Origin of the sequence: Gemella morbillorum (assembly GCF_900476045.1) — a bacterium.
In the GTDB taxonomy this organism is placed as follows: Bacteria; Bacillota; Bacilli; order Staphylococcales; family Gemellaceae; genus Gemella; species Gemella morbillorum.
Genome location: NZ_LS483440.1, coordinates 472320 through 485028, shown reverse-complemented (window position 1 = coordinate 485028; position 12709 = coordinate 472320). Strand labels below are relative to the sequence as shown.

The following is a 12709-nucleotide window of genomic DNA, read 5'->3' as shown; positions in this document are numbered from 1 at the left end:
ATCACTATTAATATACACCTTCCATATCCATAATACAATTTACAATTTTTTACTTTTGCCTAACTATTTTACAAATTCAATTAATTGTAAAAGAGCTTAAACTTTATTTAAAGAAGAGAAATTATCTCACCCAGCATAACTCTTTCAATTCTTTCAACTAGTTCTTCAACACTTTCTGGCATTTGCTTTTCTATCCAATCTAACCCTACTCCAACCAAAGCATATGTATAAAAAGAATAAGAAAACTCTACTTGTTTAGCTTCTTCTTTTGTTACTTCGATTTTTTTGAACACCTGATTACTTAGAAATAGTTCAATCTCCTGTCTTAGTACTTTTTCTAAAAATTCTTTTCCAAAAGAGCGATAGGTATTTAAAACAAAAACATGATTTTCTGAGATATATTGAAAAATTGATGTTAGAGCATCTTGCCATTTATCATAGATTTTACCTCTTTCAATTGGAGTCACTACCTCTTTAAGATAAATCCACTCTACCAAATGATAGATATCTTTAAAATTATTATAAAATGTTTGACGACTAACATCACAAGCTTGAGTTAAATCATTAATTGTTATTTTTGATAATGATTTCTTTTCCGCTATTTCTTTTAAAGTTGATGCCAGTACTCTTTTTATTACTATTGTCATACCTAATCACTCCCTTTCATTTATTCTCTAAATCTTATATTATTATTTTCTCATAAAGTACACTATTTTCTCAACCAATAAAATGCTTCTTTTAATTTTTCCGTACCATTTTCTAAAATTATCTTCCCATGAGAGAAAACAATTTTATCAGGTTTCCAGCTTTCAATCTTAGAATAGCTATCTTTAGCTTGTTTTTTAAAGATAAATGATGATCGTAAATCTCTTGACGTTCGAAACTTAGGATACTTATTATCTCCAAACTTAAATACAAGTTTATATAATAACGGTAATTTATTCACTTCTATACTCTCTATTAAGTCCGTTAATATTAAGGTTGAACTCTTTTCATGAAAAAATACCATCTCTTCCATGGCTATACTTCCTTTAAATGGAGTAAAAAGTATCTCCTCTGACCAAGAAGTTTTTGAAATATTATCTAGTGATACAAAATTTTCTCCTTCATCAGTTTTAAGTTTACTGCTTACTCCTTTTGCTAACCAAACTTTTGCATCTGGATAATATTTATACCAATCCAATACATAACTATAGTGGTATTTATTAGGAGCAACTATATGTTCGATTTCTCCTAGTTCTTTTATTTTTTCATCTAATTCTTTATTAAAAGCTATTGGTGAATGAATCCATAATTTATTATTATCTAATTTAACTACTGTCATCCTTGTTGTAAAAGGAACTTTGAAGAGTTTAAAACTCATATGTATTTCATTTCCGTCGACGATCCAGATATTCTCTCCAATTTGTTTTAATTTATTAATAGGAGAATATAACTTCAACATTCCTTCCATAACATTCACCTTCTTTCAATTAAAATACTTCTATTTTTCTTCTAAAATCTTTGCTATTTTTTCAAATGTATTTGAATTCCTAATTGTTATTTTTTTATAGAAATCTTGCTTTATTAATTTTTTATGGTACGTAGTTTTTAAATATTCCGACTCATCATATTTACCCCAAAATACTGCATGTCTTCCTACATACACTACTTCATTATGAAATATAGATTTATCTATAAAGTCAAGGATATTTGATTTATCAAAATTATATGAAAAGAACAGTACATCTTTTCTTGCCAAGTCTTCCTTCCACCAATCTGGTAATCCCACTTTTTCTTCTAAATATTCCTCTTTTGTGATTAAAGAAAAAGGTATTGAAAAATCATAATTAGTTTCTAACAAATCTCTTATTTTTGAGCTACATATTTCATGATTTTCTAAACTACTAAAGAACAAATTTCCGCTGTTAATATATGAACTAACATTTTCAAAACCTATGCTTAACAATTGTTCTTTTAGTTCACTCATTGATACCTTATTCTTACCACCTACATTTATACCACGTAATAAAAGTACATATTTCAACTATCTAACCTCCTTAAATACTAATCTTAAAGGTACTTACCTATTATTTTTCTTTAAAAAACTGTAAGTTACTAAAATTCTATCAATACCTTTTTAATTTCATGCCACAAGTAGATTTTAGTTATTGTTCTTTAAAAATGGATAAACCAACTCTACCCACTCCTGAGGTAAGTATGTTGATAAATATCCATGATTATAATCCTTTGCTTCGTACAAAATAGTATTTGGATGAACCTGTTGAAATAATCTTGCCGATTCTTTAACACAGTTCAATTCTTTTTCACCATAAATATAAAGAACCTTTGCCTTACTTTTAGAAATCGTACTTTTTAACCTGTAATGCTGCATATATGTTTTACATATTCTTATTAACGTTTTAACAGACATTCTTGGCATATCCTTCATATAATAACTTTTTAGTTCACTAGGATATGCTATTTTTGGATACATTTTATCCATTAAACTTAGCTGAATTTTACAAGCAAATTTACTGAACATCAGTTTACCAAATAAAGATACAAGTAAAATACTTATTCTAGCTAACTTTGGTTGAGGGATACAAATACTTCCATCTATTATTGCTTTCTCAACTATTTCACTATCTTGTGATAGTATTTCCATAACAATTTGACCACCAAGTGAAACTCCTCCAATAGCAAACACCTTTCCGTTACAATTCTTTTTAATATAATCTAGAATTTCTAGTGCGGAATTTTCAGTAGAAACATAATCTACCTGATTTTCTTCACCATGTCCATCAAGAGTTGGTAAAATTACATGGTATTCTTCTGAAAGGATACGTGCTTGCTGAAGATAATTCCACCATGAATTTCCTCCTCCATGTATTAAAATAATATCAGGTGAATTCTTATCACCAAATTCATGAAATTTCATACTCAAACTCCTCTACTTTGTATTTATATTCGTTCAGAAGTTGTTTTGAATAATTTTTTTCTTTCCTCGAGTCTCTAACTTCTTTCCGAAGGATAGCTGCAACTTTTAACTTGTTGGAATAATTATTGCTAGATTCATCTGCGAAAAAGTCTTTTTAGACAGGATAAATCAATTGCTCTAATTCCGCTTTTGAAAGATATCCTTGGTTGAAGAGTTTTCTAAGTAAGCCTTCATCAACTTTGATTGAATAATAGTTAGTCACAAATGCATAAAATCTCTCAAAGCTATCAAAGAAATAAGATAATAACCATTCACCACCGTCTTGATTTTGGTAGGTATTTTGATGCACACGTCCGTCATACCAGATAAAGAAGGTTGTTTCATCTTTTTGATCCTCTGAATAAAGTTTTTGATATTTTTCATCCAGCCCTTTATAAAATCCATCTATGATATCTTGATTCCACTCTTCTGCAGCAAACTGGCTTAGACTATTTTCATGATCAAAACCTTTTATAAGAACCAGTTTCTCAGCCAAAATTACATCCAAAGAATCCCCAGAACCATTATCAATAAGGTAACGGTCTCCATAGTTTTCCTCTATCTTAACTACTAATCGAAGCCACTCCTTGTTTGGATCTGTTCGATACTCATCAATTACAACCAAAGCATCTAAACGAGTTTTTATATTATCCCAATCAATCTTTATCATCTTCTAAACCTCCATGTTAAAAGTTAAAATTTATCAACCTCAAAATCTCTATTACAAGTCGATACACAATCAGACGGCTACACTTAGAAATATTCCTCACATCGTACATATACAAATACATCTACATTTAATCTAGTCTCCTAAAGTATGCTCTAAAACATTATAGTTTAATACAAAGTGTAGCTATATAGTCATTTCCATAGCGTGATAATCTGTGTCTTTCGTCACACGATTCATAAAAATCTATCATAGCAAGACCATTTTTAAGCTGTCCTCGAATCTGAGTTTCTAAGGTATGGCTAAATTCATATCCATATTCTGGATTTATAGTTATCTTGCCTTCCTCTTCAAGCTCTTTCGAATTAAAAGGTATTGAGAATTTTAAAAGTAATTCTTCATCGGGTTTGTCCCATACAATGTCAGCATCATACATGTATATCCAAGGATTCATAAATCCGACCATTAACAATCCACCCTTTTTCAATACTCGAGAGGCTTCTTTATATATATTTTCTAAATCTTCTACATATACATTTGAAACTGGATTAAAAATAATGTCAAATATTTCATTTTCAAATGGAAATGGTTTTGTCATATCGCCTTGAACTGTGTTGATTTTTAAGCCTTCCCTTTTAGCAACCATTTCATCTCTTTGCAATTGTGATTTAGAAAAATCCATTATAGTTACATCATAGCCTTTTATAGCAAAAACTGGGCCCTGCTGTCCACCACCACAAGCTAAACCTAGTATCTTTTTTCCGGTTGCTTTTTCAAACCATTCTTTTGGAACTTTTTTCCCAACAGTTAATGCAACAGAAATTGGATTATTTCTAACTTCTTCTAATTCTTCATGTGTCAATGGCTCAGTATAATCATTTTTTACATTATTCCATCTATCTTCATTTAGTTTTATATAATTGTTCATCTTATAATCTCCTCATAATTTTATATTATTTCGATTTAAGTTGAATATGTTGTCATTACATTTTCCTCGCTTCTACAAATCAAATTTGTCTTTGTTTAAAAATAAATCTCATTATATAATTCCATAAACTCTTTAGAAAAGTTCGTGATATTCATAAAATCTTCTTCTACTTTTCTAATTAATCAACTTGTTCAAAAAGTGTTACTGCTTCAACATGCGGTACCAGAAAATATCCATATTATAGAACGAAAAGGATAGGCTTATGTATAAAATTATACTATAAAATGAACATTTTTTATACTTACAATTTTATTTAGCTTCTTTATATCAACTGTTTAGCAAATATATAGCTTTGAATATTAAAAAAGAGAACCAAAATTGTTCTCTCCAGTATATAACTTTTCATTAATCCACTATATTTGATAAGATTCATAAGAAAAAGTTTAACAACCTTAATCCTAGTCACCTATTGGTTGTACCTGTGTTTGTGCTAGCAGGTCCCCCAGATGCCTTTTATCTTTCCTAAAAATCGTCATCGCCATTAACAAAACTGCGAATAGAGTGGATAAAAAGGATAAGATAATAGATATCAAATCAAAATTACTATAGACACCATGAATGGTACCCATATGACCTAATTGCCATGGTAAAAATTTGATAGTGTTTCTAATTAAGCTAGCCTTCACTGTTTTTTTCTGGTAGATCAGTTGGAGGCCAGCTTTTGACTTCCCAAAACTCCCATTTTTTTCATAATCCAAAAATGTGAAATAAAGCATGATTGGTAGAACAGTGATAAAGAATGTAAGGCTTTGTGCTTGAATTTCTGTTTGCATTGGAATGCCATTAAAAAAAATGTAGTAATAAGATATTGCACATAGAAACAGAAGAACTAAATAAGTTAAAATTAAAAGATAATCAAATAGAAATTCAATCATTCTTTTTCTTAACGAAATAGGATTGAATGCTAAAATTTTCATCATCGTTTCCCCCTTTCTTCTCCCTACTATAACAAGATTCTATGAATAAATTAATCATATAAAACATGTAGATACTATCGTTAAAAGTATCAGACAGATGTTTATTTACGATACTCCTCTACTTTATATTTATATTCATTAATCAGTTATTTTGAATAATTTTTTTCACTCTTCGAGTCTCTAGCTTCTTTCCAGAGGATAGCTGCAACTTTTAACATCAAAACTACGCACTCAGCGGTTCGCTGTTACCGCATCACTATCGCTCTGCGACAGCTATCGCATAAAGTATTCGTAATTAATGACTTCGGTCTACTCCCTTGTCATTAAAACGACTGCTTCAACATGATATGTCCCTGGGAACATATCTACTGGTTGAACAGCTCCTAGTTTATAACCAAGGTGCCTCATGATTTCCATATCTCTTGCTAGGGTTGCTGGATTACAGCTAACATAGACTACTTTTTCTATATCCATAGCTGCAAGATCTCTCAAGAAGCTTTCTTCGCACCCTTTACGTGGTGGATCGACAATAACTGCATCTAATTTTATATTTTGTGAGATTAGCTTTTTAATTATATCCTCACTTTTTCCTAATAAGAATTCTGCATTAGTTATATTATTATTTTTCGCATTTTCTCGTGCATCTAGTACTGCTGCTTCTACTATTTCTATACCATAAACTTTTTTCACTTTTTGTGCAGCGAATAAACTTATCGTTCCAATACCACAATATGCATCAATTATCGTATCATCTTCTTTTAGTTCGGCTAATTCCAGTGCCTTACTATAAAGAACTTCTGTTTGGATTGGATTTACTTGGTAGAACGAGCGTAGCGAAATTTTAAATTCAATATTGTTTAATACATCTACTATATAATCTCGTCCAAATAATTTTTCAGTTTTGTCTCCGAAGATAACATTAGTCTTTTTATCATTAATGTTCAACATCACGCTAACTATTCTATTGTCTAAGCTCGTAATTTTTTCTACAAACTCATTCAGCTTTGCAAATCTCTCTTTGGCAATTATCCCTACCATAATTTCACTTTTGCTAGAATTTGTTCTAAACATTATATGGCGAATTGCACCTTTGTGACCCTCTTCATCATATACTGATAAATCTAATTCAATTATCAAACTACGAATATCATTCATCAGTTTATTGTGTTCATCATATTGAATAAAACATTTTTCAATATTAATCACATCATGACTACGCGGTTTGTAATAACCCATTCGTACTTCATTATCCACTTTTTGAACTGGAATAACTGATTTATTACGGTAGTGATATCCATTCTTCATTCCCAAAGTTGGTAATACTTCGACACTATCTGCACCTAAGGTTTTGTTCATAATATTTTGAACTTTTTTCGTTTTAAAGCGCAGTTGTTCTTCATAATCCATATGTACTAAATTAGCTCCTGATGTTTTTGGCACTCCTTCAACGCGCTTATCAGAAACTTCTATTATATTTAACACCTTACCATAGCCAAGATTCTTTTTTAATTTTATTATTTTGAATTCAATAAATTCCCCCTCTATCACATCTTCAATAAAAATAGGGAAATTATCTACTTTTATTACTCCAAGACCATCATGAGTATAATCAATGACGCGTCCTGTTAATACATCATTTTTTTGCATATTAGTCCTCTCTAATTCATTCAAGATAGCAACCTTATAATCTATCTTTTACTATTAAAAAATTTATCTAATTTCTAATTTTTATGAAAAAAGAACAGTAATAGGAAACTTTATCTCCTACACTGTTCTCCTATTAATTATATATTTACTATATCAAAATTGCATAATAAATATTTATTCAATTACATACTTACACCAATTACTTTTATACCATTAACAAATTCAAGGTTTTTAATTTGTTTTGTTAATTTTTCAATATTAGTATGCTCGGCATCTATTTCTAACGAAATAATTATAGTAGCTCGAGCATTAATTGGTACTGTTTGGTGGATAGTAAGTACACTACATTTTTCATCATTGACTATTCGTAATATTTTACCTAAAATTCCTGGAATATCATCAACGTCTATTGATAATGACAAAATAGACTGTCTTTGAATATCTTGAATCGGGAAAATTGTATCTTTATACTTATAAAAAGCACTTCTACTTAAATCAAATCTCTTTGATGCTTCCAAAATAGATAGTTTAGGGTTTTCTTCAAGAGCTTTTTTCATAATCAATGTTTTTTTTACTGCTTCAGGTAACACATCTTCTCTGATTATATAATATACTTTTTCTTTATCCATAGTTTTGCCCCTATTCTACAAATTCAAACTCACCTTTTAGAATCTTAACTGTATCACCATTTTTACATCCACGTTCACGTAATGCATCATCCACTCCCATAGAGCGCATTTGTTGTGCGAATCTTCTTACAGATGCATCACGGTTAAAGTCCGTCATTAAGAATGCACGTTCAATACCTGGGCCACTTACTACATAAGCAGCTGTATCATCTCTTGTAATCTTGAATGTTTCATCTTTTGGTTTATGTTTATAAAGAACTCTATTTTCCATACTTTCTTCTTCAGTGTCAAGTTCATATAGCATATTAGGATCTGTAGAATCTAATATATCGCTTATTTTATAAAGTAGGTTATCTACATTTGTTCTAGTAAATGCTGAAATTTCTACGATATCAACTTCTTCACCATCAGCTGCTAATTTAGCTTTAAATTCTTCTAGATTTTCTTGCGCTGCTGGAATATCCATTTTATTAGCGACTACAATTTGCGGACGTTCTAATAAACGCATATTATACTCACCTAGTTCTTGATTAATAATTTTATAATCTTCGTATGGATCACGTCCATCAGTCGCTGACATATCTACTACATGAACTATTACTTTAGTTCTTTCTATATGACGTAAAAACTGATGCCCTAAACCTACACCTTGGCTAGCTCCTTCGATAAGTCCTGGAAGGTCAGCCATAACAAAACTACGATGGTCTTTCGTTTCAACTACACCTAAATTAGGAGCTAATGTTGTAAAATGATAATCTGCAATTTTTGGTTTAGCTTTTGAAGTGATTGATAGCAATGTTGATTTCCCTACTGATGGGAATCCTACTAAACCTACATCAGCCATAAGTTTAAGTTCAAGAGTAAGATTGCGTTCTTCTCCTGGTTCACCATTTTCTGCAATTTCTGGAGCTGGATTTGATGGTGTTGCAAAACGACAATTACCACGTCCTCCGCGTCCACCACGTGCTACAATTACTTCTTGTTCATGTTCTACAAGGTCTGCAAGTACCTCTCCTGTGTCAGTATCACGAATAACAGTTCCTGGTGGTACTTTTAGATATAAATCTTTTGATTTACGTCCATGCATTCCTTTACTCATTCCGTTTTCCCCATTTGGTGCAACGAATTTTTTCTGATAGCGATAGTCCATAAATGTTCTAAGTCCTTCATCAACTATAAATACAACATTCGCACCACGGCCGCCGTCTCCTCCCGCAGGTCCACCTTTAGGAACATACTTTTCACGTCTAAACGCTACTAGACCATTCCCACCGTCACCTGAACGGACAAATATTTTTACCTCATCTAAAAACATACTATTCTCCTATATCTCTTTTACTATTAATTTCTATTAAAAACTATTCTTAATCACTCTTTACAAGTATACATATCCCATTTATTATATCATAATTTTTTATGGAAAAATACTATTAAATAGTTTCAAAAAAAAAAAAAAAATAACGGTTGCCTAGCAACCGCAATGTACTCCACAGGCAGGACTCGAACCTGCGACCCTCTGATTAACAGTCAGATGCTACTACCAACTGAGCTACTGTGGAAAAATATCTAAAATAAAAAAATGGAGCGGGTGATGAGAATCGAACTCACAACATCAGTTTGGAAGACTGAGGTTTTACCACTAAACTACACCCGCATTTGAAATTTTATTTAATTGTTATCTTGTTATGTTTAATATTATATTACAACTCTAATGCTTTGTCAATATTTTTTTCATTTTCTTTCAGATTTTTTTGTAGTGTTACAATAGATGTGAGACAAAAATAAAAAAAGAAGAGTAAATTCCTGTATAATGAAGTACAACAAATCAAAAAAAGAATTTACTCCCATGTACCCAAAAACAGAAAGATAATTTAGCTGTTAAGTTCTCTAAATATGTGAATTTTTAACAAACCGTATGCAAACCGTATGCAAAACAAAACAAAAAGCCTTAAACGTTTATACTTTAAGGCTTTTCAAACTTTATTATTTAGTTTCTCTGTGTAAAGTCACTTTTTTTAATCTTGGACAGTATTTTTTAAGTTCAATACGGTCTGGATTATTTCTTTTGTTCTTTTTAGTAATGTAGTTTCTATCACCACATTCAGTACAAGCTAATGTTACATTTACGCGCATTAATATAACCTCCTATAAAATTTAATCTTAACAACTTTTTCATACAACAAAATATATTTTAACATAACTTACTTAATATTTCCAGTATAAAATGTTAATTTTCATAATTTTTTTTAGAAAATCATATCAAATGCTTTTTACTCCCCAAAAACTTTATAATAATCTTGTTTGAATTTTTCAATACCGATATCAGTAAGTGGATGTTTGATCATTTGTTTTATTACACTATAAGGAACTGTTGCTATATCGCAGCCCATTTTTGCACATTCAGCTACGTGAATAGGATTTCTTACACTTGCAGCGATAATTTCGGCATCAATATCATTGTTAGAGAATATTTCTACAATTTCTTCAATTAAAATTAATCCATTATGTGAAATATCGTCTAAACGCCCTAAGAATGGTGAAATATAAGTAGCACCAGCACGAGCAGCAAGTAAAGCTTGGTTTGCGCTAAAGATAAGTGTTACGTTCGTTTTAATCCCTTCTTGTTTTAAAATCTTAACAGCACGTAATCCATCTTCTGTCATAGGAATTTTTACAACCATGTTTGGATGAATTTTAGCAATTTCTCTAGCTTCTTCTACCATATCTTTCCAGCAAGTAGTCGTTGCTTTTACTTCACCACTTATTGGTCCATCAACTATTTCTGTGATTTCTTTAATAACTTCTTTAAAATCACGACCTTCTTTTGCTATAAGTGATGGATTAGTTGTTACCCCGCAAATCACCCCAAGGTCATTGGCTAACTTAATATCATCCACATTAGCAGTATCTATAAAAAATTTCATTATATAATCCCCTCTCGATTTTTTATCTTTATTTTATCATAACACATCATAAAAACGATTTCAATTTTTTATTTACTTACAGAAAATATTTCTTTTTTAGCTATCGTCATATTTGTTTTTTCAAAAAATATATGATAGAATAACACTATATTTTAGGAGGTAAATGATGAAGAAATTTTTAGAAAAAGTACCTTATTTAATTTTTTCTTTCTTTTTATTTATAATACTCCCTCTATGTTCTTATTTTATATCTAATAAATCAGGAATGATAATTTTACTTCTTATATTTATGTATCCTATTGTTAGTTTTGTAATATCATTTCTATATGCATATAATAAAAAGGACTTTAGTTACTTATTTTCGTTTATTATAGGTTTCTTCTATTTAATATCTTGTTTAATTATTTTAAACTTTGATATTCTTATCTATGGACTTGGTTATGTGTTCTTTAGTTTGTGTGGGCAAGGTATTGGTTTTTTAGCTAATGAACTCCGTAAAAATAAAAAAAGTACTAAATAGGGTTTAAAAAATCGGACTGATGAAAATTCATCTAGTCCGATTTTTATTATATTTCATATCCTAATAACATTCCGCCTTCTTCTCCGTAGAAACTACAGATTCCAGAAGTAGGTACCGCGATAAATTCTACATTTGTGAATTTTTCTTTTAATTTTTCTTCTATTTTTTCACAAATATTTGTATTATTTCTATGAGTAATTACAGCTCTTCCACCTTTGTATCCAGCTTTAATCATTTCGTCTACTACAGTAGAAACGGCTTTTTTCTCTCCACGAACTTTGTGTAGTAAATGTAATGTGCCTTCACTACTTGCTTCTCCTACCATACGCATATTTAGTAATCCTACTAGCGCAGCAGCTAGTTTATTTAATCGACCATTTTTCACTAGATTATCTACTTTTTCTAATACGAAAATAAGTTTTGAATTTTCCTGATATTTTGTCATTGCTGCAACTACTTCTTCAAAAGATAACCCTTCTTTAATTAGTTCATTTATTTTAAGAAGAAATAGATCATTTTGCCCACCAGCTGAAAGAGTATTAATAATATGTATATTAACATTATGATTTTCTTCTTTTAACATTTTTTCAGCTATAACCGCACTATTATAACTTCCAGACATTCCACCAGTCAAAGTTAAAACTATTACATTCTCTGCACCTCTATAAGCTGATAAGTAAGCCTCCGGGCTAGGACACGCTGATCTAGCTGGTTCTGAACTAGCGTACATTTCGTCCATCATTTTATCAATATCTAAATCTAAATTGTCTACAAAAACTTTATCCTCTATTTGAAGAGAAAACGGTACTCTTTCATAAGCAACATTTTCAGCTTTATTAGGGATTTCTCTGAAATCACACGCAGTATCTACAACTACTTTCCACTCCATTTTTTATTCTCCTCTTTTTTACCTATTATTATATTATTTTAACTCGTCTGCTAATTCCAATGTTTGCTCATATAACTTCACAGTTGCACATGCTGACTTTATAACAATAGGTATCTCATCAGTATCTTCACCGTTCATACAAGCTACAAAATTATTATACATTATTTCTGATTTATCATTTTCAGTAAGTATGGTCAGTGTTTTGCTTATTTCTTGAATTGAGAAAACATTTTTCAAATAAGTAATAACTATTAATCTTGCCAATTGACATCGACTATATTTTTTCTTTATAGGTTTATCCACATAATGATTTTTAACATAATTGTTAATCATAGCTGATGTTAACCCTTTGTCATTTTTTAGCATGACTGGACTATGTAATTTATTTACGTACTCTAGTACTTGGTCTAAATATAAATCTATTTCGGGTAGTTCTGACCATTTTGGATATTCTCTCACCAAATTTCCTCCACCTCTTTATCTAGTTTTTACAATTACATTATATTGTTTTTTAAACTAATAGTCAAGAAAAATAAAACTTTTCCACAAGATTTCTCTTATGAAAAAGT

General features: G+C 30.3%; 15 protein-coding genes and 2 tRNA genes. 1 reads left to right on the top strand and 16 read right to left on the bottom strand.

Going from position 1 to position 12709, the window contains the following annotated elements:
* Positions 1-107: 107 nt before the first annotated feature.
* The 14 genes from DQN46_RS02330 to fsa all read right to left on the bottom strand — a co-directional run bounded on the left by DQN46_RS02330 (position 108) and on the right by fsa (position 10731).
* On the bottom strand, positions 108-647 hold the full coding sequence (locus DQN46_RS02330) for a TetR/AcrR family transcriptional regulator (protein ID WP_004632545.1): 540 nt from the start codon (positions 645-647) through the stop codon (positions 108-110).
* A 62-nt stretch (positions 648-709) separates the two neighbouring features.
* Positions 710-1453, bottom strand: a complete 744-nt coding sequence (locus DQN46_RS02325; protein WP_111742871.1) for a DUF4336 domain-containing protein — start codon at positions 1451-1453, stop codon at positions 710-712.
* A 30-nt stretch (positions 1454-1483) separates the two neighbouring features.
* On the bottom strand, positions 1484-2026 hold the full coding sequence (locus DQN46_RS02320; protein WP_004632549.1) for a DUF1697 domain-containing protein: 543 nt from the start codon (positions 2024-2026) through the stop codon (positions 1484-1486).
* A gap of 117 nt (positions 2027-2143) precedes the next feature.
* A complete protein-coding gene (locus tag DQN46_RS02315; protein WP_004632551.1) occupies positions 2144-2920 on the bottom strand; it encodes an alpha/beta fold hydrolase in 777 nt (258 codons plus the stop codon).
* Positions 2921-3074: 154 nt separating this feature from the next.
* Entirely contained in the window at positions 3075-3629 is a 555-nt protein-coding gene (locus DQN46_RS02310) for a hypothetical protein (protein WP_004632552.1), read from the bottom strand.
* A gap of 160 nt (positions 3630-3789) precedes the next feature.
* Entirely contained in the window at positions 3790-4554 is a 765-nt protein-coding gene (locus tag DQN46_RS02305; protein ID WP_111742870.1) for a class I SAM-dependent methyltransferase, read from the bottom strand.
* A gap of 458 nt (positions 4555-5012) precedes the next feature.
* On the bottom strand, positions 5013-5531 hold the full coding sequence (locus DQN46_RS02300; protein ID WP_197712522.1) for an RDD family protein: 519 nt from the start codon (positions 5529-5531) through the stop codon (positions 5013-5015).
* A gap of 309 nt (positions 5532-5840) precedes the next feature.
* Positions 5841-7178, bottom strand: a complete 1338-nt coding sequence (gene rlmD / locus DQN46_RS02295; RefSeq protein ID WP_111742868.1) for a 23S rRNA (uracil(1939)-C(5))-methyltransferase RlmD — start codon at positions 7176-7178, stop codon at positions 5841-5843.
* 182 nt (positions 7179-7360) lie between these two features.
* A complete protein-coding gene (locus DQN46_RS02290; protein ID WP_111742867.1) occupies positions 7361-7807 on the bottom strand; it encodes an ACT domain-containing protein in 447 nt (148 codons plus the stop codon).
* Positions 7808-7817: 10 nt separating this feature from the next.
* On the bottom strand, positions 7818-9122 hold the full coding sequence (obgE, locus tag DQN46_RS02285) for a GTPase ObgE (protein ID WP_111742866.1): 1305 nt from the start codon (positions 9120-9122) through the stop codon (positions 7818-7820).
* A gap of 170 nt (positions 9123-9292) precedes the next feature.
* A tRNA-Asn gene (locus DQN46_RS02280) sits at positions 9293-9366 on the bottom strand.
* A 21-nt stretch (positions 9367-9387) separates the two neighbouring features.
* Positions 9388-9461 (bottom strand) — tRNA-Gly (locus tag DQN46_RS02275).
* A 329-nt stretch (positions 9462-9790) separates the two neighbouring features.
* On the bottom strand, positions 9791-9940 hold the full coding sequence (rpmG, locus tag DQN46_RS02270) for a 50S ribosomal protein L33 (protein ID WP_003145675.1): 150 nt from the start codon (positions 9938-9940) through the stop codon (positions 9791-9793).
* Between the two features lie 137 nt (positions 9941-10077).
* Positions 10078-10731 (bottom strand): fructose-6-phosphate aldolase, encoded by a 654-nt coding sequence (gene fsa / locus DQN46_RS02265; protein WP_111742865.1) that lies wholly within the window; start codon positions 10729-10731, stop codon positions 10078-10080.
* A 166-nt stretch (positions 10732-10897) separates the two neighbouring features.
* Between fsa and DQN46_RS02260 the strand changes: the two genes are divergently transcribed.
* Positions 10898-11251, top strand: a complete 354-nt coding sequence (locus tag DQN46_RS02260; RefSeq protein ID WP_004632884.1) for a hypothetical protein — start codon at positions 10898-10900, stop codon at positions 11249-11251.
* Positions 11252-11297: 46 nt separating this feature from the next.
* On the opposite strand, the gene DQN46_RS02255 is transcribed toward DQN46_RS02260, so the two are convergent.
* Both DQN46_RS02255 and DQN46_RS02250 read right to left on the bottom strand, forming a co-directional pair.
* Positions 11298-12140 carry a DegV family protein gene (locus tag DQN46_RS02255; protein ID WP_111742864.1) on the bottom strand — a complete coding sequence of 281 codons (843 nt, stop codon included), beginning with the start codon at positions 12138-12140 and terminating at the stop codon, positions 11298-11300.
* A gap of 33 nt (positions 12141-12173) precedes the next feature.
* On the bottom strand, positions 12174-12599 hold the full coding sequence (locus DQN46_RS02250) for a DUF1836 domain-containing protein (protein WP_224207433.1): 426 nt from the start codon (positions 12597-12599) through the stop codon (positions 12174-12176).
* Positions 12600-12709: the final 110 nt, after the last annotated feature.